At 67.0% G+C, this 21355-nt stretch carries 22 protein-coding genes; 11 read left to right on the top strand and 11 right to left on the bottom strand.

Annotation, left to right across the window (positions count from 1 at the left end; translation table 11 throughout):
- The first annotated feature begins 96 nt into the window (after positions 1–96).
- Genes ACZYZ9_RS24875 through ACZYZ9_RS24860 form a run of 4 tightly spaced genes read left to right on the top strand, consistent with a single transcriptional unit; the run spans position 97 to position 3350 of the window.
- Positions 97–702, top strand: a complete 606-nt coding sequence (locus ACZYZ9_RS24875; RefSeq protein ID WP_463828840.1) for a lipid droplet-associated protein — start codon at positions 97–99, stop codon at positions 700–702.
- Positions 699–1952, top strand: coding sequence for an exodeoxyribonuclease VII large subunit (gene xseA, locus ACZYZ9_RS24870; RefSeq protein ID WP_463828839.1), 1254 nt, complete (start codon positions 699–701; stop codon positions 1950–1952). The genes ACZYZ9_RS24875 and xseA overlap by 4 nt, the downstream gene beginning before the upstream one ends.
- Positions 1942–2175 (top strand): exodeoxyribonuclease VII small subunit, encoded by a 234-nt coding sequence (locus ACZYZ9_RS24865; RefSeq protein ID WP_463828838.1) that lies wholly within the window; start codon positions 1942–1944, stop codon positions 2173–2175. The genes xseA and ACZYZ9_RS24865 overlap by 11 nt, the downstream gene beginning before the upstream one ends.
- A 59-nt stretch (positions 2176–2234) precedes the next feature.
- A complete protein-coding gene (locus ACZYZ9_RS24860; RefSeq protein ID WP_463828837.1) occupies positions 2235–3350 on the top strand; it encodes a 3-beta-hydroxysteroid dehydrogenase in 1116 nt (371 codons plus the stop codon).
- Here ACZYZ9_RS24860 and ACZYZ9_RS24855 read toward each other — a convergent pair.
- Positions 3337–4878, bottom strand: a complete 1542-nt coding sequence (locus ACZYZ9_RS24855) for a carboxylesterase/lipase family protein (protein WP_463828836.1) — start codon at positions 4876–4878, stop codon at positions 3337–3339. The two genes, ACZYZ9_RS24860 and ACZYZ9_RS24855, sit on opposite strands and share 14 nt — an antisense overlap.
- A gap of 72 nt (positions 4879–4950) precedes the next feature.
- Here ACZYZ9_RS24855 and ACZYZ9_RS24850 point away from each other — a divergent pair, with 72 nt between their 5' ends.
- Both ACZYZ9_RS24850 and ACZYZ9_RS24845 read left to right on the top strand, forming a co-directional pair.
- Positions 4951–6090: an AI-2E family transporter gene (locus ACZYZ9_RS24850; RefSeq protein WP_463828835.1), complete on the top strand. Its 1140-nt coding sequence runs from the start codon at positions 4951–4953 to the stop codon at positions 6088–6090.
- Positions 6090–6527 (top strand): NUDIX hydrolase, encoded by a 438-nt coding sequence (locus tag ACZYZ9_RS24845; RefSeq protein WP_463828834.1) that lies wholly within the window; start codon positions 6090–6092, stop codon positions 6525–6527. Before ACZYZ9_RS24850 ends, ACZYZ9_RS24845 begins: the two co-directional genes overlap by 1 nt.
- A 149-nt stretch (positions 6528–6676) precedes the next feature.
- Here ACZYZ9_RS24845 and ACZYZ9_RS24840 read toward each other — a convergent pair whose 3' ends face one another.
- Both ACZYZ9_RS24840 and ACZYZ9_RS24835 read right to left on the bottom strand, forming a co-directional pair.
- Positions 6677–7480, bottom strand: a complete 804-nt coding sequence (locus ACZYZ9_RS24840; protein WP_463828833.1) for a dienelactone hydrolase family protein — start codon at positions 7478–7480, stop codon at positions 6677–6679.
- Positions 7481–7493: 13 nt separating this feature from the next.
- The gene (locus tag ACZYZ9_RS24835) at positions 7494–8135 is read right to left on the bottom strand and encodes a DUF4245 domain-containing protein (protein ID WP_463828832.1); all 642 of its coding nucleotides are present in this window, start codon (positions 8133–8135) and stop codon (positions 7494–7496) included.
- A gap of 53 nt (positions 8136–8188) precedes the next feature.
- On the opposite strand from ACZYZ9_RS24835, the gene glpX reads away from it, so the two are divergent.
- From glpX to ACZYZ9_RS24820, 3 genes are all read left to right on the top strand, one after another.
- Complete coding sequence (gene glpX, locus ACZYZ9_RS24830; protein ID WP_463828831.1) at positions 8189–9271, top strand: class II fructose-bisphosphatase; 1083 nt, start codon at positions 8189–8191, stop codon at positions 9269–9271.
- Positions 9272–9295: 24 nt separating this feature from the next.
- On the top strand, positions 9296–10711 hold the full coding sequence (locus ACZYZ9_RS24825) for a class II fumarate hydratase (protein ID WP_463828830.1): 1416 nt from the start codon (positions 9296–9298) through the stop codon (positions 10709–10711).
- A 94-nt stretch (positions 10712–10805) separates the two neighbouring features.
- Positions 10806–11771: a hypothetical protein gene (locus tag ACZYZ9_RS24820; RefSeq protein ID WP_463828829.1), complete on the top strand. Its 966-nt coding sequence runs from the start codon at positions 10806–10808 to the stop codon at positions 11769–11771.
- Between the two features lie 7 nt (positions 11772–11778).
- Here the strand turns inward: ACZYZ9_RS24820 and ACZYZ9_RS24815 are convergent, their stop codons facing one another.
- Genes ACZYZ9_RS24815 through ACZYZ9_RS24805 form a run of 3 tightly spaced genes read right to left on the bottom strand, consistent with a single transcriptional unit; the run spans position 11779 to position 15490 of the window.
- Positions 11779–13218 carry an adenylate/guanylate cyclase domain-containing protein gene (locus ACZYZ9_RS24815; RefSeq protein WP_463828860.1) on the bottom strand — a complete coding sequence of 480 codons (1440 nt, stop codon included), beginning with the start codon at positions 13216–13218 and terminating at the stop codon, positions 11779–11781.
- A gap of 55 nt (positions 13219–13273) precedes the next feature.
- Entirely contained in the window at positions 13274–14149 is an 876-nt protein-coding gene (locus ACZYZ9_RS24810; RefSeq protein ID WP_463828828.1) for a polysaccharide deacetylase family protein, read from the bottom strand.
- A 39-nt stretch (positions 14150–14188) separates the two neighbouring features.
- Positions 14189–15490 carry a PhoH family protein gene (locus ACZYZ9_RS24805; protein WP_463828827.1) on the bottom strand — a complete coding sequence of 434 codons (1302 nt, stop codon included), beginning with the start codon at positions 15488–15490 and terminating at the stop codon, positions 14189–14191.
- Between the two features lie 107 nt (positions 15491–15597).
- On the opposite strand from ACZYZ9_RS24805, the gene ACZYZ9_RS24800 reads away from it, so the two are divergent.
- Entirely contained in the window at positions 15598–15753 is a 156-nt protein-coding gene (locus tag ACZYZ9_RS24800; protein WP_463828826.1) for a hypothetical protein, read from the top strand.
- On the opposite strand, the gene ACZYZ9_RS24795 is transcribed toward ACZYZ9_RS24800, so the two are convergent.
- A complete protein-coding gene (locus ACZYZ9_RS24795; protein ID WP_463828825.1) occupies positions 15743–16570 on the bottom strand; it encodes an acyl-ACP desaturase in 828 nt (275 codons plus the stop codon). The genes ACZYZ9_RS24800 and ACZYZ9_RS24795 overlap by 11 nt on opposite strands.
- 112 nt (positions 16571–16682) lie before the next feature.
- On the bottom strand, positions 16683–17972 hold the full coding sequence (glyA, locus tag ACZYZ9_RS24790; RefSeq protein WP_463828859.1) for a serine hydroxymethyltransferase: 1290 nt from the start codon (positions 17970–17972) through the stop codon (positions 16683–16685).
- A 114-nt stretch (positions 17973–18086) separates the two neighbouring features.
- On the opposite strand from glyA, the gene coaA reads away from it, so the two are divergent.
- Positions 18087–19025, top strand: a complete 939-nt coding sequence (gene coaA / locus ACZYZ9_RS24785; RefSeq protein WP_463828824.1) for a type I pantothenate kinase — start codon at positions 18087–18089, stop codon at positions 19023–19025.
- A gap of 83 nt (positions 19026–19108) precedes the next feature.
- Here the strand turns inward: coaA and ACZYZ9_RS24780 are convergent, their stop codons facing one another.
- The 3 genes from ACZYZ9_RS24780 to ACZYZ9_RS24770 all read right to left on the bottom strand — a co-directional run.
- Positions 19109–20191, bottom strand: coding sequence for a methyltransferase (locus ACZYZ9_RS24780; protein ID WP_463828823.1), 1083 nt, complete (start codon positions 20189–20191; stop codon positions 19109–19111).
- Between the two features lie 53 nt (positions 20192–20244).
- A complete protein-coding gene (locus ACZYZ9_RS24775) occupies positions 20245–20508 on the bottom strand; it encodes a hypothetical protein (RefSeq protein ID WP_463828866.1) in 264 nt (87 codons plus the stop codon).
- Positions 20509–20566: 58 nt separating this feature from the next.
- On the bottom strand, positions 20567–21355 hold a 789-nt coding region (locus ACZYZ9_RS24770), incomplete at its 5' end, for a pentapeptide repeat-containing protein (RefSeq protein ID WP_463828822.1).

Genomic DNA, 21355 nt, shown 5'->3' with positions numbered 1-21355 from the left:
CTTCAGGGTACGTTCCGCCGATACCCCGTCGCCATTTCGCGAGCAGGGCGCGCGCTCAGCTTGGACTTAGCCGCTGCTTGAGGCAGTCTTGGACCCATGACTACTGCACCGTATGGGTTTCGGCTGCTGGTCGGCGCGGCGACAGTCGCCGTCGAGGAGACAATCAAGCTACCGCGAACGATCCTCATGTACCCGATGACGTTGGCGTCCCAGGCGGCTCATATCGTGATGCGCTTTCAACAGAACCTCGCTGAACTGGCCATCAAGGGCGATACCACGCTGGAGTCGCTGTTTCCGCCGAAGGATGAGCAACCCGAGTGGGCGACGTTCGACGAGGACCTCGAGGTGCTGGACGGCGGCGGTCAGGGCGGCTTCTCCGCCATCCCGGTCGACGGCGTGGACGGCGAGCGCCGCACTGAGGGCCGCTTTGCGCTGTACTCGGTGTCCGACACCGCCGAAGCCGCCGACTCCGCGAAGCCGCCGACCGACCAGCCCAGCACCCCTGCGGCCGGCGTACCGGTCCCGGCGGTGGCGACCGAACTCGACTACCCGCAGTTGACCCTGGCGCAGTTGCGGGCCCGGCTGCAATCTCTGGACGTTGCCGAACTCGAAGCCCTGCTGGCCTACGAGCAGGCCACCAAGGCCCGCGCGCCGTTCCAGACGCTGCTCGCCAACAGGATCACCCGCGCGTCCGCGAAGTGACACCAGCTCCGCAGCAGAAACCCACGGCGAACTCTGTCGACAACCCCTTCCCGGTCCGCGCGGTCGCCATCCGCGTCGCCGGCTGGATCGACCGGCTGGGCACCGTCTGGGTGGAGGGTCAGCTGGCCCAGATCAACCTGCGACCCAACACCAACACGGTCTTCATGGTGCTGCGTGATCCGGCGGCCGACATGTCGCTGACCGTCACCTGTTCGCGTGAGCTGGTACTCAACGCTCCGGTGAAACTTACCGAGGGCACCCAGGTGGTGGTGTGCGGCAAGCCCTCCTTCTACACCGTGCGGGGCACATTCTCGTTGCGCCTCAACGAGATTCGCGCGGTCGGTGTCGGAGAACTGCTGGCCCGTATCGACCGGCTGCGCCGGTTGCTGGATGCCGAAGGGCTGTTCGATCCGCGGCTCAAGCGCCCGATTCCGTTCCTGCCCACCATGATCGGCCTGATCACCAGCAGAGCCAGCCACGCCGAGCGGGATGTCACCACGGTGGCCACCACCCGCTGGCCGGCGGTGCGCTTCACCATCCGGCACGCCGCGACCCAAGGCGTCAACGCCGTCGCACAGATTGTCGCTGCGCTGGCAGAACTCGACCGGCACCCTGATGTCGACGTGATTGTGATCGCCCGCGGCGGTGGCAGCGTCGAGGATCTGTTGCCGTTCTCCGACGAGACCCTGTGCCGAGCAATCTCGGCCTGCCGCACTCCGGTGATCAGCGCCGTCGGACACGAACCGGACAATCCGCTCTGCGACCTGGTCGCCGACGTGCGGGCGGCCACCCCCACCGACGCCGCCAAGATGGTGGTGCCCGACACCGCCGCCGAGCAACGCCGGATCGACGAGCTGCGCAAGCGCACCGCTCAGGCACTGCGCAACTGGGTGTCACGCGAGCAGCGGGCACTCGCACAGTTGCGCAGCCGTCCGGTGCTGGCCGACCCGCTGCGCATGGTGATCACGCGCGAGGAGGAAGTGCAACGAGCCCGCTCGGCGCTGCGGCGTGACATCAAGCGGTTGCTCGCCGGGGAGACCGAGCGCGTAGGCCACCTCTCTGCCCGGCTGTCGACACTGGGCCCGGCGGCAACCCTGGCCCGCGGCTACGCCGTGGTCCAGGTCGTGACCCCCTCCGGCGCCGAGGTGCTGCGACGCACCGACGACGCACCGGCCGGCACCGGGCTGCGGGTGCGGGTCGCCGACGGAGCCATCGCAGCGGTGAGCGAGGGACGCACTGATGGATCCTGATCCCCGGCACGAGACGACTACACCTATTAGTCAGCTCGGCTATGAAGATTGCCGCGACGAGTTGATCGACGTTGTGCGACTGCTGGAGCAGGGCGGCCTGGACCTCGATGCGTCGCTGAAACTCTGGGAAAGAGGCGAGCAACTCGCGAAAAGGTGTGAGGAGCACTTAGCTGGTGCCCGCCAACGGGTGACCGATGCACTCGCCGCGGGCGACCCTGAATAGGGCCGGCTGCGGTCAAACTCGGACACCTGTTCTATTCCAAACTGGAACACGTTTCAGTTATGCTCCCCGGTATGGGTGATGCAGCACTGACAACCGAACTCGGCAGCGTCCTTGTCACCGGCGGATCCGGCTTCGTCGGCGCCAACCTGGTCCGGACCCTGCTGGAGCGCGGACATCAGGTCCGCTCCTTCGACCGCGCCCCCTCGCCCCTGCCCCAGCATCCGAAGTTGGAGGTGCTGCAGGGTGACATCACCGATGCCGCCGTCTGCGCGGCGGCGGTGGACGGCATCGACACGATCATCCACACGGCCGCGATCATCGACCTGATGGGTGGCGCGTCGGCGACTAAGGAATACCGGCAGCGCAGCTTCTCGGTCAATGTCGGTGGCACCGAGAACCTCGTCACGGCCGGCCGCAAAGCGGGTGTGCAGCGGTTCGTCTACACCGCCTCCAACAGCGTGGTGATGGGTGGGCAGGACATCACCAACGGCGACGAGACGATGCCCTACACCGACCGGTTCAACGACCTCTACACCGAAACCAAGGTCGCCGCTGAGAAATACGTGCTCGGCCAGAACGGTGTCGACGGCATGCTCACCTGCTCGGTGCGACCCAGCGGCATCTGGGGCACCGGTGACCAGACGATGTTCCGCAAACTGTTCGAGAGCGTGATCAAGGGCCACACGAAAGTGCTCGTCGGACCCAAGTCGGCAAAGTTGGACAACTCCTACGTGCACAACCTGATTCACGGCTTCATCTTGGCCGGCGAACACCTGGTAGACGGCGGCACCGCGCCGGGGCAGGCTTACTTCATCAACGACGGCGAACCGATCAACATGTTCGAATTCGCCCGTCCGGTGGTCGAGGCATGCGGCGAAAAGTGGCCCAAGGTAAGGGTTCCCGCCCCCCCGGTACGCCTCGCGATGACGGCATGGCAGCGGCTGCACTTCCAATTCGGCGCTCCCGCACCGCTACTCGAGCCGCTGGCCATCGAGCGCATTGCCATCAACAATTACTTCTCGATCGCCAAGGCCCGCCGCGACCTGGGCTATGAGCCGCTGTTCACCACCGAGCAGGCCCTCAAGGAATGCCTGCCCTATTACGTCGACCTCTTCCACAAGATGAAGAGCGAAATGAAGGCCGGCAAGAAAGCCGGCGCGGCTACCGGAAGCTGACCATCTGGGCGCCCCAGGCTTCCCTGATGCGCGCATCCACGTCGTCGACGATGGTGTCGCGCTTGTCGATCACCAGACACGGGCGATTCGGCTCGGAATAGCGCGGCCAGGCCGGCTCACCGGCCGGGCCATCGGGCTCACCGTGCGCCGCGAAATTCAGCCACCGCGTCCGCATCCGGTGGGAGACGGCGGTGGCGGTCTTGGCACCCCCCAGCTTCAGCGACATGTCCTGCGGCGCGCCGAGAGTGCCCCACACATAAGGCAATTCGGTGGCATGAGCGGCTCGCACCGTCAACAGCTTGAACACCGGTGTCGCATAGTCGAACCGGTACAGGTACACCGGCGCCACCCTGCTGTGGCCGTCGGCCAGCCACACCGACGGCATCCGGAAGCCGATGTCGGTGGCCATCCCGACGCTGCGCGACTTCTGCCGGCGCGAGTAGGCCGACCCGAACTCCTCGAAGGTGGGCAGTTGCAGGTCGGGCTGCTCGACGGCGATCTGACTGAACATCGTGGTGATCGCGTGCGGCGTGATCGGCATCAGCGGTGAGCGCAGCAACCTGAACAACGCCGCCTCGTGCTTATTGGTCCCGATGATCAACGGAATCGGCAGCAGGCGGCCCTCCTGCGCCAGTTTGACCGGCTGATCCTCCAACAGGTCACCGTCGACGATGGGGACGAACGCCAGCGTGCCCGGATTGCTGACGGGGATCTCGTTGAACACTTCACTGGTCGCCGCGATCAGAGCCACGGTGGACGCGGAGGCCACCTTGTGCCCCTCGGACTCGGCGATACCCAGTTTGTTGAGCACAGCCACCGAAACCCGGCGGCCCCTGTCCTGGTCGTACACCGATGTGGCGGGCGAACTCTGCGCAATAGCCCGAACGAACAACCCCGCGGCGGCAGCGACGCCCAACAGCGTCGTCACGATTCCGGCACCGGCGGACTCGCCGAACAGGGTCACGTTGTCGGGGTCGCCGCCGAACGCCGCAATGTTGTCGCGTACCCAGGCCAACGCGGCCAGCACGTCGCGCAGCCCGATGTTGGAGTCGAACTGCCGCTGCGCACTGCTGAACGACGACAGGTCCATGAATCCCAGCGCCCCGACCCGGTAGTTGACCGTGACCACCACGACGTCGCCGTCGGCGGCCAGGACATGACCGTCGTACAACGGCTGGCTGCCCGAACCCAGCACGTAGGCGCCACCGTGCAGCCACACCAGCACCGGTTTCCCGGCGCCCGGGTCGGTGCCGGCCGGCGCCCAGATGTTCAGCCGCAGACAGTCCTCGCCCTGCGGTGCACCCAGGTCCAGCTTCATGTTGGGCAGCGTCGACTGCGGACAGGCTGGCCCGTAGGCGGTGGCGTCGGCGACCTCGGTCCACGGCTCGGGCGGCGCCGGCGCCCGGAACCGCAGATCATCGATGGGCGCCTTGGCGAACCGGATGCCTTTCCACGCGGTGACGCGGCCCGGCGGGCCGGCCAAGTCGGCGCCACGCACCGGACCGTAGCTGGTCTCGACCACAGTCATGCTGTTCCTTCCCAACCGTTAAGGTTACGGAGCGCGCTCAACATACCCGCGGAGGGCGGTCTCGGTCAGGGCATGAACACCGAATTCACGCTTACCCAGAAGCGCGCGCTCGCTATCGTCACGATCCTCGCGGTGTTGTTCGGTTTGTACTTCCTGCGCAGCTATTTCGTCCTCGTGGTGGTGGCCGCCGTCGGGGCTTACCTGTTCGCCCCGCTCTTCGAGTGGTTCAACAAGCGCCTCAACACCGGGCTGTCCGCCACCTGTACCCTGCTGTCCGCGCTGGCGATTGTGATCGTGCCGCTGAGTCTGCTGGTGAGCCTGGCCGTTGTGCAGATCGCCCGGATGGTCGACTCGGTTGCCGAGTGGGTCAAATCGACCGACCTGAGCACGCTGGGCGACAAGACGTTGCACCTGGTCAACGAGTTGCTCGGCCGGGTGCCGTTCGTGCACGTCACGCTCACGGCGGAGAACCTGCGCAAGTCGATGGTCTCGGTCGCACAGAACGCGGGCCACTGGCTACTGAACGTGCTGCAGAACACGGCAGGCAGTCTGGCCGGCACCATCACGTCGGCGATCATTTTTCTGTACGTGTTCGTCGCGCTGCTGGTGCACCGGGAGAAGATCCGGAACCTGATCGCCCAGCTCAACCCGCTCGGCGAAGAAGTCACCGACCTGTATCTGCAGAAGATGGGGTCGATGGTGCGCGGCACCGTCAACGGGCAGTTCGTGATCGCCCTCTGCCAGGGTGTCGCCGGCGCCGCGTCGATCTACCTGGCCGGATTCCACCAGGGCTTCTTCATCTTCGCGATCTTGCTGACGGCGTTGTCGATCATTCCGCTCGGCAGCGGGATCGTGACCATACCGTTCGGCATCGGGATGTGCTTCTTCGGACACATCGGCGGCGGGCTGTTCGTGGTCCTGTTCCACCTGATCGTGGTCACCAACATCGACAACTTCCTGCGGCCGGTGCTGGTGCCGCGTGATGCCCGGTTGAACTCGGCGCTGATGCTGCTCTCGGTGTTCGCCGGGATCAGGATGTTCGGTCCGTGGGGCATCATCATTGGCCCGGTTCTGATGATCGTCATCGTCACCACCATCGATGTCTACCTTGCGGTCTACAAGGGTGTCGAACTCAAACCGGTGGACGATAAACCGGTGCAGCGCAAGTGGTTTGGGCGCCAGAAGAATACACACCAGAGGGACGGGGCTTGATGGCGCGCGAACCCATCCCGACGTGGAACTTCTCCTTGGTGCTGGTTCGGCTGGGCCGACGGTTCCTGTTGGTGCATGAACGCAAACACGGCCAACTCTGGTATTTGCCAGCCGGACGGGTCGAGCCGGGCGAGACATTCGCGGTCGCCGCGCACCGCGAGACGCGGGAGGAGGCCGGCATCGACATCGTGCTGGACGGGGTGCTGCGGATTCAGCACACGCCATTGTCAGGCAATGCACGGATGCGTGTCATTTTCGTGGCCCACCCAGCTGATGACACTCCGCCGAAGTCGGTGCCCGATGACGAGTCCCTGGGCGCGGCGTGGTTCACCGTTGAGGAGATGGCCCGCCTGCCGCTGCGCGGGGCCGAAGTCGCCAACCTCGCCCGCGAGGTGCTCGAGGGGGCGTTCATCCATCCGATGTCGCTGTTCGGGTAAGCCCACATCAGCGTGACCGGGGCGCCGCAGCGTCCTTGAGTTGCACCACTCGGCCGCCGACTCCCCGGACATCGGCCACCCAACAACGGGCGCCAAAAAGCTGTCGTGAGCCGCAATTCAATTCGGGGTGCTCAACCCGCGGCATGAGTTCAGCAGGCAGTGAGCCGCTCGGTGAGGAACTCGACCACCCGCTTGCGCGCCTCGTAGGCGGGTTGACCGTCAATCTCACGGACCTGGTCGGTGAGCACCGAGTGCGCCATCCGGCTGAACCCGTGCTCGTTGCCGGGGCCGGAATCGATTTCGATCACCTCGAAGGCGTCACCCAGACGTGCCTTGAGCGTCTTGAACCGCTCACCCGGTGCCATCGCGTCCGCGCTGAACCGCAGTCCCATTGCGCACAAGCCATCGTTGGCGCAGCGATCGGCGACGACACTGAGTTCGGACTCGCTGAGCCCGGGGTCGCGGCGATGCTTGCCGGTCAGCGGAAACGGCACCGACGGCTGGCTGAGCACCGGGGCCAGCACACTGTCGTCGACGGCGGCGGCCAGCGCGAAACCGCCGGTGAAGCACTGCCCGATCACCCCGACTCCCTTGCCGGGCGTCGCGGCGTTCAGATCGCGGGCCAGCGCCCGCAGGAACAGCGATACCGGCCGCTCCTTGTTGGTGGCCATCGCGGCGAATTCCTTTGCCACACAACCCCGGCTGATCTCGGCCAGGACATAGGGGATCGATATCTTTCGGCCGGGACGGCCGAAGAGCGACGGGATGGCGACGGTGAACCCGTTGTCCACCAGATGATTTCCCAACCCGAGCACGCCGGGATGGATGCCCGGCATCTCCGGGATCAGCACCACCCCGGGACCCGACCCCTTGCGGTACACGTCGTGGGTGTAGCCGGCGGCGGTGAACGGCGCCGCCGACCAGCCGGACAGATCTGCTTCGGGTGCGGTCATCCGGGGTGCCCTTCTATCGGGTAGCGGCCAGCGGCTGCTGCGCTTGCGTCGCGGCAGCCAGCGTACGGAACTCGTCGGGGCTGCCGGCGCCGGTGATCGCGATCTGCGTGGGGCCGGCCGGGCTGGCCAGGCGAGTGGTCCACACCGGCTCGACGGCACCGTCGCGGTCCGCGCCCTGGTAGACCACCCAGCTGGTCCCGGCGATGTTCTCGACGCCCCGCGGGTACATGCCCGAATGGATGGAACCGACCAGCTTGTCTTCGTCGGCGTTGCTCTGGGTCAGGCTCAGATACATCCCGGTCGGGCTGAGGTAGCCCACGGTCGACGTCGCCGCGTGCAGGTGCTCGTCGTGATCGGTGCGACCGCCGTCGATACCGCCCCGGCCGCCCGAATTGGGTCGCCAGCCGCCCGGCAGTTGCGGCAGGCGGATCGGGAAGCCCAGCGTGGCCGCGTCGGCACGCAACGCGGTGGCCGCGTCATAGGACGGGACCGTGCCCCGGTTGGGGCCGCCGGGGGAGATCGAACACATCCCCACCATGCCCGCCAGCACAATGCAGCCCACCACCAGCGGGGCCAGCGACCAGAACATGTCACGACCGTCCTGCAGCAACCGCGGCTTGGCCGGCTTGGGGGTCGGTTGCGGCTCAGTGGTCACTCCCCGAGTATCCCAGCTCCAGCCCGGCGTTCCGCTTCTGGGACAATCGCGCCATGACTGCACAGGGATCCGGCGCGCCGCACAGCGCCGTTGCAAGCCCGTCGGCCGCCCGACCGCCCCGTGGTGAAGCTCCCGACCGCAACTTGGCCATGGAGCTGGTCCGGGTCACCGAGGCGGGCGCGATGGCCGCAGGCCGGTGGGTGGGGCGCGGCGACAAGGAGGGTGGCGACGGCGCCGCGGTCGACGCCATCCGCGAGCTGGTGAATTCGGTGTCGATGCGCGGCGTCGTGGTGATCGGCGAGGGCGAGAAAGACGAAGCGCCGATGCTCTACAACGGCGAAGAAGTCGGCAACGGCGACGGACCGGAGTGCGACTTCGCCGTCGACCCGATCGACGGCACCACCCTGATGAGCAAAGGCATGCCCAACGCCATTTCGGTGCTGGCGGTGGCCGACCGCTACGCCATGTTCGACCCGTCGGCGGTGTTCTACATGAACAAGATCGCTGTGGGGCCCGAGGCCGCACACGTGCTGGACATCACCGCACCGATCGGTGAGAACGTCCGCGCAGTCGCGAAGGTCAAGGGACTGCTGGCGGCCGACATGACCGTGTGCATCCTGGACCGCCCCCGGCACGCACAGTTGATCGCCGATGTCCGCGACACCGGCGCCCGCATCCGGCTGATCACCGACGGCGACGTCGCCGGCGCGATCTCGGCGTGCCGGCCCGGCTCCGGCACCGACATGCTGGCCGGCATCGGCGGCACGCCCGAAGGGATCATCACCGCCGCCGCGATCCGCTGCATGGGCGGGGCGATCCAGGCACAGCTGGCGCCCAGGGACGACGCCGAACGTCGCAAGGCGCTGGACGCCGGCCACGACGTGGAGCGGGTGCTGACCACCGAGGACCTGGTGTCCGGCGAGAACGTCTTCTTCTGCGCCACCGGGGTCACCGACGGCGACCTCCTCAAGGGCGTGCGGTATCAGCCGGGCGGCTGTACCACCCAGTCGATCGTGATGCGGTCCAAGTCCGGCACCGTGCGCATGATCGAGGCCTACCACCGGTTGTCCAAGCTCAACGAATATTCCGCAATCGACTTCACCGGCGACACCAACGCCGCCTATCCCCTGCCGTAACCACTCTCAGTGAGGATCTGATTTATGGCCGACTCCGCCAGTAACGACGGCGACTACCGCATCGAGCACGACACCATGGGTGAAGTCCGGGTGCCGGCAAAGGCGTTGTGGCGCGCCCAGACTCAGCGGGCGGTAGAAAACTTCCCGATCTCCGGGCGCGGGCTCGAGCGCGCCCAGATCCGCGCGCTCGGGTTGCTCAAGGGAGCGTGCGCCCAGGTGAACAAGGACCTGGACTTGCTGGCACCGGAGAAGGCCGACGCGATCATCGCCGCCGCCAACGAGATCGCCGACGGCCAGCACGACGACCAGTTCCCGATCGACGTCTTCCAGACCGGTTCGGGCACCAGCTCGAACATGAACACCAACGAAGTGATCGCCAGCATCGCAGCCGGCAACGGCGTGACGGTGCATCCCAACGACGACGTCAACATGTCACAGTCGTCCAACGACACTTTCCCGACCGCCACCCACATCGCGGCCACCGAAGCCGCGGTGAGTCATCTCATTCCGGCGCTGCAGGTGCTGCAGGATGCGTTGGCGGCCAAGGCTTTGGAGTGGCAGACAGTGGTCAAGTCGGGTCGGACGCACCTGATGGACGCCGTTCCGGTGACGCTGGGCCAGGAGTTCAGCGGATACGCCCGCCAGATCGAGGCCGGTATCGAAAGAGTGCGCGGGTGCCTCCCCCGGCTGGGCGAACTGGCCATCGGCGGCACCGCGGTCGGAACCGGGCTCAACGCCCCCGAAGGATTCGGCGTGAAGGTGGTCGCGGTGCTGGTGGAAAAGACCGGCATATCCGAGTTGCGCACGGCGTCAAACTCTTTCGAGGCGCAGGCAGCGCGCGACGGGTTGGTGGAGGCTTCCGGCGCGTTGCGCACCATCGCGGTGTCGTTGACCAAGATCGCCAACGACATCCGCTGGATGGGGTCCGGCCCGCTGACCGGGTTGGGCGAGATCCAGCTGCCCGACCTGCAGCCGGGTAGCTCGATCATGCCGGGCAAGGTGAATCCGGTGCTGCCGGAGGCGGTTACGCAGGTCGCGGCGCAGGTGATCGGCAACGACGCCGCCGTGGCGGTCGGCGGGTTGTCGGGCGCGTTCGAACTCAACGTCTATATCCCGATGATGGCCCGCAACATCCTGGAGTCGTTCAAGCTGTTGACCAACGTCTCCAGGTTGTTCGCCGAGCGCTGCATCACCGGACTGGTCGCCAACGAAGAACGGCTGCGCGAACTGGCCGAATCGTCGCCGTCGATCGTGACGCCGCTGAACTCGGCCATCGGCTACGAGGAGGCCGCCGCGGTGGCCAAGCAGGCGCTCAAAGAACGCAAGACCATCCGCCAGACTGTCATTGATCGCGGCCTGATCGGCGACAAGCTGTCCGAAGAGGAACTGGATCGCCGACTCGACGTGTTGGCGATGGCCAAAGTCGAACCGATCGACTGAACGAGCAGAGCTGCCGCGTCCCCCGGATAATCGGTGACGCTGGTCCGTGGTCGCCGCGGGGAAGGCGGATAACGAGAATGAGAGTGGTTGACCTATGACCGTGCCTCCCGGCGGCCCTTACGGCCTGGATCCTTACGCACCGAATCCTTATGGGCAGCAACCCTATTGGGGTGGACCGCCGCAGGGCCAACCCCCGACACAGGGTGAGCCCTACGGTTACCCACCCCCTGCGCAGCACGGCACCGACGGTTGGGGCGCCCCGGGTTACCCACCGCAGCAGTATGCGCAGCCCGGCCAGCAGGTGCCGCCGGGCTGGGGTCCGGGCGGTTACCCGCCGGGGCCGCCGCCGCGTAACTCGAAGCTGCCATGGCTGATCGTCGCCGGCATCGCACTGGTGGGCGTCATCATCCTGGTGGTGATCTTCGTGGCATCGCTCAACAGCGGCAATGACCCCGCCTCGACCGCGTCGTCGACCAGCACCAGCACCGAGGCCCCCTCGGGCCCGGGCAGCGGCCAGCAGACCGCAACGGACTGCGCCTCCAACGTGTCCGGCGGCGCCAAGCCCACCGGTGACACGGTGAGTGCAGGCAAATTGTCGTTCCCCGCCAGCGCGGCACCAGGGTGGGCGCCGTTCATCGACGATCAGAATCCGAATCTGATCGACGCGGTGGGCCTGGGCCGCGAAGTGCCCGGCGGCAGCCAGTGGATGATGCAGGTCGAAGTGGCCGTGACGAACTTCGTGACCAGCATGGACGTCAGCGCGCAGGCCGGCAAGCTGTTGGACTGCCTGGCCAATGGTCCCGGCTACAACCAGGTTTCGCCGACGCTGGGACCCAAGACGACGTCGTCGACGACGGTCGACGGGGTGAAGGCGGCCCGCGTGCAGGCCGACATCTCGATCGCCGACACCACGCGCGGCGTCAAGGGCGACACGGTCACGGTCATCGCGGTCGACACCAAACCGGTCACCGTCTTCTTCGCCGCCGTCCCGATCGGTGACTCGGCGTCGCAAGCCGTTGTCGACAGTGTCATTGCGGCACTGAAGGTTTCGCGCAAGTAGCCGGGCGCTAGTCGATGCTGGTCGGCGCCGAGACACGGGTGGGTTCGGAGCGGCCCCGCAACACCGTGGAGTAGCACTCGGCCCAGCAGTTGCGCTCTGCGCCGGCGCGCTCGATCGCGGCACCCGAGCACAGGATTCGCCGTTCGGAGGTCTTGGCGAGGTCGGCCAGCCGGGCGGCTTCGTTGACGGCGTCGCCGATCACGGTGTATTCGTACCGGTTCTCCGCACCGATGTTGCCGGCGAACATCCGGCCCGCCGACACCCCGATGCCGAAGTCCACCAAGGGAAGTCGGCGCAGCTTGCGGGCCAGCGCGCGCGCCGTGGCCAGCGCGTCCGACGCCGGCTCGTCGGTGCGCAACGGAGCACCGAAGATCACCAGGGCCGCGTCACCTTCGAATTTGTTGATCAGTCCCCGATATTCGTCCACGGTGTCCACCACGATGCGGAAGAAATCGTTGAGTAACTCGGCAACCTCTTGCGGCGGCAGGTTTTCCGCGAGCCGGGTGGAGCCGACCAGGTCGATGTAGAGGACCGCCGCCTCCACCACGTCACCGGACAGGGAGGTACCTTCCTCCAGCGCCCGGCGGGCCACGTCGGCTCCCACGTGGCGGCCGAACAGGTCGCGGATCCGCTCGCGTTCCTCCAGGCCGGCGACCATCCGGTTGAAGCCGCTCTGCAGCCGCCCGATCTGGGAGCGCTCGTAGACCCCGACGTAGGTGGCCATGTGACCGTGCTCGATCTCGCCCATCGCGTCGGCAACCTCGCCGAGCGGATCCGAGATCGAGCGGGACGTCAGGATCATCGTCGGCAGTCCGAGGACCAGCGCTGCCATCGCCACCACCAGCACCGGCACGTCCAGGGCGGCCGATGAGTCGATGAGCCACCCCGCCGAGCGCAGGGCGACGACCGTTGCGATCACGCCGATGGGCAGCGCGCTGACCAGAAACCACAGCAGGACCATCCGGGCGAACACGCCCGGTACGGCCAGGCGCGGCTCGCAACCCCGGGTGGCGACACCCATGATCGGCCGCAGGGTGCGCTGCGCCAGCAGCAGGCCGGTGCCTGCGGCGGCGGCGGCGCCGATCACCACTCCGATCGCGATGGGCACGATCAGCGCTGCTCCGCCACTGAGGTTCAGCAGGATCAGGATCACGCCGCACGCCGTGTAGGCCGCGGCCATCAGCAGCGACTGGCGGCCCGCGATCTTCATCGCGGCCTCGCGCTGCTCGGGGGTGGGTTCGTGGCCCGGGGCATACCAGCGCAGCGTCGGGGCGATGATCGCGGCACCGCCGATCGCGACCCCGCAGGTTGCCAGCAACACCAGCAGCACCACCAGACCGGTATTCTTCTCGGCGAAGTCGGCGCTAGCGATGCCCGGCGTGTGACCGCGCAGCGGGATCAGGATCGCGGCGGCGTCGGCGACGGCCAGCAGATAGGCCAACGCCAGGTCGGTTGCGTACCGAAACGAGAGCCGCACCGCGGACTTCGGCGCCTGCTTACCCTCAACCACCGTTGTTCGGCCCGCCCGAGTTCTGCCCCGGAATATCGGTGATCGGCAGATTGGGCATCGGCTTGGGCGAGGGAGTGTTGGGCAGCGGCGGCACCTGGACTGCCGGGATATCGCGCAAGGTGTGCACCGGCGGCCCGTTCTCCCGGCTGCCGTAACTGCTGCCGGGGGCGCGGGGCCCGAGCATTTCGCTGACCGTCACCAAGTGGTAGCCATTGGCCTTGAGCACCGGGATGAACTGGTAGACGAGGTCGACGGTGCTCGAGTAGGTGTCGTGGAACAACACCACCGAGCCCGGTTTGATCTGGGCCATCAGCACCTGGCGGGTTGCCGCGGTGTTGGCGTCGTTGGCCCAGTCGAAGGGAATGACGTCCCAGAGGATCTCGGCCATGCCCAGTTGCGCGGCGGTCTGACGCACCTGCGCATTCGACAGGCCGCCTGCCGGCCGGTAGAGGGTGGGCCGACGGCCCGTCGCGGCGGCGATCGCGTCGTTGGCGCGGGTGAACTGGCTGGCGATCGCCTCGGGCGGGATGGACGTCATGTTGGGGTGTTCCCAGGTGTGGCTGCCGATCTCCATGCCCGCGTCGGCGATGCGTCTCGCGCCGCCAGGATTGGCTGCCACTTTGTTGCCGATCAGGAAGAACGTGGCCCGGGCGTCGTCGTTCCGCAGGATTTGCAACAGCCGGTCGGTGTAGGGGGACGGCCCGTCGTCGAAGGTCAGGGCGATGCACTTGACGATCGAGCAGTTCAGGCTGTCGGCGCGCGTGACGTGGCCGGTCAAACCACCGATCACCAGGATGACCACCGCGGCAACGACGCCGAAGACCATGCGCCCGTAGCGCCAGGCCTGGTTGTCGGGTCGTTTCGGCACGCAGGCAGTTTACCGAACCGCCGCCCGGCGACAGCGCCGTCAGTGCGGCCCGGCGATCTCCTCGAGCATCTCGGTGACCAGCGCCGCGATCGGCGAACGCTCGCTGCGCAGCAGCGTGATGTGGGCGAACAGCGGGTGACCTTTGAGCTTTTCGATCACCGCGGCGACCCCATCGTGGCGGCCGACCCGCAGGTTGTCGCGTTGAGCGATGTCGTGGGTGAGCACCACGCGGGACCCGGTGCCCAACCGGGACAACACGGTCAGCAGCACGTTGCGTTCCAACGACTGGGCTTCGTCGACGATCACGAACGAGTCGTGCAGCGACCGGCCCCGGATATGGGTCAGCGGCAACACCTCGAGCATGCCGCGGGACAGCACCTCCTCCAGCACCGCCGGGCTGGCCAGCCCTTCGAGGGTGTCGAAGACGGCCTGCGCCCAGGGCCCCATCTTGTCGCTCTCGCTGCCCGGCAGATAACCGAGTTCCTGGCCGCCCACGGCGTAGAGCGGACGGAACACGACCACTTTGCGCTGGGTGCGGCGCTCCAGCACGGCTTCCAGCCCGGCACACAGCGCCAGCGCCGATTTGCCGGTCCCGGCCTTGCCGCCCAGGGACACGATGCCCACCGACTCGTCGAGCAGCAGGTCCAGGGCCACCCGCTGCTCAGCGGAACGGCCACGCAGCCCGAACACCTCCCGGTCGCCGCGGACCAACTGAACCCGCTTGGCCGGGGTGACCCGGCCCAGCGCGTGCGAGGTACCGCCGAGCAACCGAATTCCAGTGTGACACGGCAGGTCCCGGGCCTCAGCCAGGTCGATCTCACCGTCGGCGAACAACGCGTCGATGTCCTCGGTGGCCGTCTCGATCTCGCGCATCCCCGACCAACCTGAGACGACGACGTCCTGCGCGTGATACTCGTCGGCCGGCAGACCGACGGCGGCCGCCTTGACCCGAAGCGGAATGTCCTTGCTCACCAACGTGACTCGCTTGCCCTCGGCAGCGAGGTTGGCGGCGCAGCTCAAGATCCGGGAGTCGTTGCTGTCGGTCCGGAAACCGGCGGGCAACACCGCCGGGTCGGTGTGATTGAGCTCGACGTGTAGCGAACCGCCTTGTGCGCCAACCGGAATCGGCTGATCGAGCCGGCCGTGCTCCAACCGCAGATCGTCGAATAACCGCAATGCCTGACGGGCGAACCAACCCAGCTCATGGTGATGGCGCTTGGCTTCCAGTTCGCTGATCACAACCAGCGGAACCACCACCTCGTGCTCGGCGAACCGGCTGCATGCCCACGGGTCGGAGAGCAGCACGGAGGTGTCGAGCACGTACGTCCGGGTTTCGGTCACGGGGCGCTCCTCGAGCGAATGACGCCCGGGCGGACCCACTCGAGCGTGTCGGCGGGGGCCGCGGCACCAGGACCGGGGCCGGTCCTGCCTTTCCAACGACCGGTGCAATGACCGGTGCAGGAACCGGGAGTGCCGCCCTGGCAGCAGAGCAGATCGCTGGCCATCGAAAGCGACGCTACTCCGGTGGCCGCACCGCCGCAGTGCAGGCGCGCCGAGACACCGGAAACCGGTTGATCAGTGCCGAATTGCTCGTCAGTCCGTGACGAATTGGTGCAGCGCCGGCTCGTCGGCCAGACCCCAGGCGCTGATGCGCTCGGAGATCACCTGCTGCAGCTGCGCCTCGTCGTAGATGCCGGCGTCGGCCACGTTCTGCAGCTTGTCCCGGTAGGCGTCGATGTCGGCACCGGGCACCTGAAGCTCGGCCGCACACGTGGCGATCGCCGCGATCGTCTCGTCGTGGGTGTAACCCAACAGGTGGGTGACCAGGCTGGCCCAGAATTCCTCGTGCCGCGCTTCGTCTCGGGCGATCCGGTCGATCAGGCCGGCCAGGATGGGCTCCTCGATCCGGGCGGCCAGGTTGCGGCAGAACGTGGCATAGGAACGTTCCACGAAGGCCATGTACACCAACGTCTCAACCTGCGAGTAGGTTTCGGCGCGGTAGCCCTTCGTCACGTACTGGACGCGGGCCTGCTCGTTGGCTGTCGGGTCCATCTCGCGCGTGACCACCAGGTACTGGCGCAAAGCGATTGCGTGGTGGTGTTCCTCGGCGGTCCAACGACCCAACCACCGGCCCCAGTAGTCCTCGAGGATGAAGTGGTCGATGAGCTCGCGGTGATGGGCGGCCAGATTGTCCTTCGTGAGCAGCAGGATCTCGCAGGCGTCGATCAGCGGCCGGGGCAGCGTGGCCTGAGAGGGATCCCAGTCGCGCCCACCGAGGAACGCGAAGTTCTCACCGCGGTCGAACGGTACGTAGTCGTGGGCGAACCACAGGTCCTCTGTGCTGAGGTGGCGATCGTGGAGGGCTTCGACCACGGGTTCGAGTTCCAGCGTCAGCGCATTAGCGACAGGTTTCTGTGCCATGCGGTAACTGTAACTCGCATACACAGACGCTTTCAAATTTGACGCGCCGTGATCGCCACCACCCGCGACAGACGCATGAGCACCCGTTTTCGGGGCTGTTCCGGCTCCCGGCTCAGCGGCCGACCAGGCTCCAGTCTTCGAGGCCGTCGTACAACGGGAACTCGCGGGCCAGCCGCGTCACCCGCTCCCGCAGCCCGGCCACCTGCCCCTCGGAGGCCGAGGTGCCGGCCGCCAGCGCCGCCGCAATGATGTCGGCGACTTCGGCGAACTCGGCGTCACCGAAGCCGCGGGTCGCCAACGCGGGGGTTCCGATCCGCAGGCCCGACGTCACCATCGGCGGTCGCGGGTCGTTGGGGACGGCGTTGCGGTTGACGGTGATACCCACCTCGTGCAGCAGGTCCTCGGCGGCCTGGCCGTCCAGCGGCGAATTGCGCAGGTCGACCAGCACCAGATGGACATCGGTGCCGCCGCTGACCACCGAGACACCGGCACTGGCGACATCGTCGGCCAGCAGCCGCTCAGCCAGGATCCGGGCGCCGGACAGCGTGCGCTGCTGACGTTCGGCGAACTCCGGGGTGCCGGCGATCTTCAGCGCGACCGCCTTGCCGGCGATGATGTGCATCAGCGGCCCACCCTGCTGGCCGGGGAACACCGCGGAGTTGATCGCCTTGGCGTACTCCTGCTTGCCCACGATCATCCCGGACCGGCCACCGCCGAGCGTCTTGTGAATCGTGGTGGACACCACGTCGGCGTGCGGCACCGGCGAGGGGTGCAGACCCGCGGCGACCAGACCGGCGAAGTGCGCCATGTCCACCCACAACTTGGCGCCGACCTCGTCGGCGATGGACCGGAACGCGGCGAAATCCAGCACCCGCGGGTAGGCGGACCAGCCGGCAATGATCACCTTCGGGCGGAACTCGAGCGCTTGGGCCCGCACCACGTCCATGTCGACCAGGTGGGTGGTCGGGTCTACACCGTAGAAAGCGTTCTCGTACAACTTGCCGGAGAAGTTCAGGCGCATGCCGTGGGTCAGGTGGCCGCCGTTGGCCAGGTCCAGGCCCAGCAGCCGCTCGCCGGGCGCCATCAGGGCGTGCAGCACCGCAGCGTTGGCCTGTGCGCCCGAGTGCGGTTGCACATTGGCGAAGTCGGCGCCGAACAGCGCCTTGGCCCGGTCGCGGGCGATGTTCTCCACGACGTCGACGTATTCACAGCCGCCGTAGTAGCGCCGCCCGGGCAGCCCCTCGGCGTACTTGTTGGTCAGCACGCTGCCCTGGGCCTGCAACACCGAACGCGGCACGAAGTTCTCCGAGGCGATCATCTCGAGGGTGTCGCGTTGGCGCCCGAGTTCCTTGCCCAGCAGCTCTGCGATGTCGGGGTCGACCTCGGCCAGCGGGGCGGACATCACATGGGAGGAAACGCGGGCGTCAGGTGCGGCAGTCACGGTGGTCAGTCTATCCAGCGCATATTTGACCGGCCCACCCGTGAGGCCCGCTGACGTTGCTGCAAAAATAGGCCAATGCCGCGGCCGAGCGAGCCGAGCCCGTATGTCGAGTTCGACCGACGGCAGTGGCGCGCGCTCCGGATGGCCACCCCGTTGGCCCTCACCGAAGAAGAGCTGATCGGGTTGCGCGGCCTCGGTGAGCAGATCGACCTGTTGGAGGTCGAAGAGGTCTACCTTCCGCTGGCCCGGCTGATCCACCTGCAGGTCGCGGCCCGTCAACGACTGTTCGCGGCTACCGCGGAGTTCCTGGGCGAACAGCAGCAGAACCCGAACCGTCCGGTGCCGTTCATCATCGGAGTGGCCGGCAGTGTGGCCGTCGGCAAATCGACCACCGCCAGGGTGCTGCAGGCACTACTGGCCCGCTGGGATCACCATCCCCGGGTGGACCTGGTGACCACCGACGGCTTCCTCTACCCCAACGCCGAACTCGATCGACGAAACCTGATGCACCGCAAAGGGTTTCCCGAAAGCTACAACCGTCGCGCGCTGATGCGGTTCGTCACTTCGGTGAAGTCCGGTTCGGAGGCCGCCTGCGCCCCGGTGTATTCGCACCTGCATTACGACATCATCCCGGGTGCCAAACACGTGGTCCGCCACCCCGACATCCTGATCCTCGAGGGTCTGAACGTGTTGCAGACCGGTCCGACGCTGATGGTGTCGGACCTGTTCGACTTCTCGCTGTATGTCGACGCCCGGATCGAGGACATCGAACAGTGGTACGTCTCGCGGTTCCTGGCGATGCGCAGCACGTCGTTCGCGAACCCGGAATCGCACTTCCATCACTACGCGGCGCTGTCGGACCCGCAGGCCGTGGTCGCCGCCAAGGAAATCTGGCGCTCGATCAACCGGCCCAACCTCATCGAGAACATCCTGCCGACCCGGCCCCGCGCCACGTTGGTGTTGCGCAAGGACGCCGATCACTCGATCAACCGGCTCCGGCTGCGCAAGCTCTGACGGCGGCCCCGCGTCGGCTCTGCGGTGCGGGCGGCGGGCAGCCGCACTTAGTCGCGCAGGGCGCAACGTCAGCGCGATTCGTCCTAGACCGCCTGCGCTTCGAGCACGCTGAACGGCGAGGCGGTCGCCACCACCCGGCGCAACCGGTAGCCGGCACGGTCGAACAGCCGCTCGAATTCCGCTGCCGTTCGTTCCCGCGCGTCGAGGGCGAGCAGCATCTCGAGGTCCAACCAATTGCCTACGAATTCCCGGTGGTGTTCGGGGATCACAAACTCGATCAGCAGCAGGTGGCTGCCCACTTCCGCCGCCGCCCGCACGTTGCGCAGGATCCGCACCGCGTCGTCGTCGGGCCAGTCGTGGATCACGCTTTTGAGGACGTACGCGTCTCCCCCGGCCGGGACCGACTCGAAGAACGACCCCTCGACTACCTCGATGCGGTCGGCCACACCGCGTTCGGTCAGCACGGCCGGGGCCCCCGCCACCACCTGCGGTTGGTCGAACAACACCCCGCGCGCGGTCGGGGTAGCCGCCAGTATTTCCGCCAGCAGGCGGCCGTGCCCACCGCCGACGTCGACGATGGTGGCGAACGCGCTGAAGTCGTAGGCGGCGATCACCGGGCCGATCGACAACGCCGATCCGCCGGTCATCGCCTGGTTGAAGATCTCGCCGAGTTCCGGCTCAGCGGCGAGGTACTCGAACGCCGGCTTGCCGCGCAGCGCCGGTATGACGGATCGGCCGGTACGGATCGCGTCGGTCAGATGGCTCCAGTGCTCCCGGTGCTGAGGCGACCCCAGCCAGCGGGCCCAGCCGGTGAGCGGCACCTCGGCGTCCCGGCGCAGCGTGCCGGCCAGTGGAGTCAGGTCATACCGACCATCGCGGCGCTGCCGGAACACGCCCCTGCTGATCAGCGCCCTGAGCAGGCGGGCCACGGCATCGGGATCGGCGTCGACCGCGGTCGCCAATTCCTGGGCCGTCAGCGGCCCGTCGGCGAGCGCGTCGGCGATGCCGAGTTCGGCCGCCGCGACGATGGCCTGGGACACCCACGCGTTGGAGACCATCTCCATCATTGCGACCGGCGGCGGCACCATGCGGCGGTGCAGCGCGGCCAGATGATGGCGCGCGGTGTCGATCAGCTGAACAACTCTGGGCGGGGGAAGTTTGGGCATGGGATGTCCTTTCCTTGCGCGCGTAAGCGCAGTCGGGCTTCGGGCGACGACGGTCAGTCGTTGGAAACGGGGACCCGGCCGCGCAGATCGGCGGCGATCAGCTTCGCCGCCGCATACTGCCAGTTGCGCAGCGAGCGCTGCGGCACCTCGGTGACCAGCCACTGCCCTGCCTGGCGTGCGGCCGGATCCAGACCTGCCGCGAAGCCGCACAGCCCGGCTGAGGCCAGCACCGGCACGGGCTTACGCGGATCGCGGCCCAGCAAATACCGACCCAGCCACCCGCTCAGTGGGCACACCGCCACCGACAACGCAGCCATGCAACCTAGTTTGGCACGGCCAACTTGCCATCGCTGCGTCAGCAGCCGGCCTACGCCGCTACGTGGTGGTGGTGACGAGGCTCGCCCGGAACGGCGAAATGGCTGCCAGCGCCTGTTGCAGCGCACTCATCTGGCCGTGCAGGAAACCGGAGACCTGGCTGCCGATGTTGCCGACGCCAGACATCAACGCGGCCCCGGCCACATCGCTGGTGTTGGCGATGCCCGACATCGCCTCGCCCAGGTTCTGCCAACCCGACAGCAACGAACCGGAGTTGTACCAACCCGACGTCAACGCCCCGTTGGCATTGGCGAAACCCGAACTCAGATCGCTGGAGTTGAAGAACCCGGACGTACCGCTGGAACTGCCGTTGAAGAAGCCCGACGACAGCGACCCGGAAGAGTTCCCGATACCGAGCAGGCCCGGTGCCGTGAGGTTGAGTTGGCCCAGCAGTGTCATGTCGATGGGGATCTGGATATTCGCCCCGACCATGAGGTCCTTCAGGACGATCGGGTTGATGACGATGGGGTCCACCACCGGGGACAGGAGGGTTCCCTCGAAAGTGAAAGTGAAGAGAACTTGAATCGAGACGTCGACTGGGATGCCGAACTGAGGGATCGGTTGAATGGTGATCGGGTAGAAGAATCCGGTGATGGGGATGGCCACGTTGGTAGCCGCCACCAGATCGATCGGAATCGCCGGGAAGTTGATCGGGATGGTAGCTCCTTCCAGCCCTTGGCTGTCGGCGAGCATGAATGAGCCGAGGTTCATGCTGCCGGTGTTGAAGGAACCGGTGTTGAGGTCGCCTGCGTTGGCGAAGCCGGTGTTGATGCTGCCGACGTTGAAGCT

Source organism: Mycobacterium sp. IDUB_28, from assembly GCF_055419285.1.
Note: the sequence above shows the minus strand (reverse complement) of the source record. Positions and strands in the feature narration are given on the sequence as shown.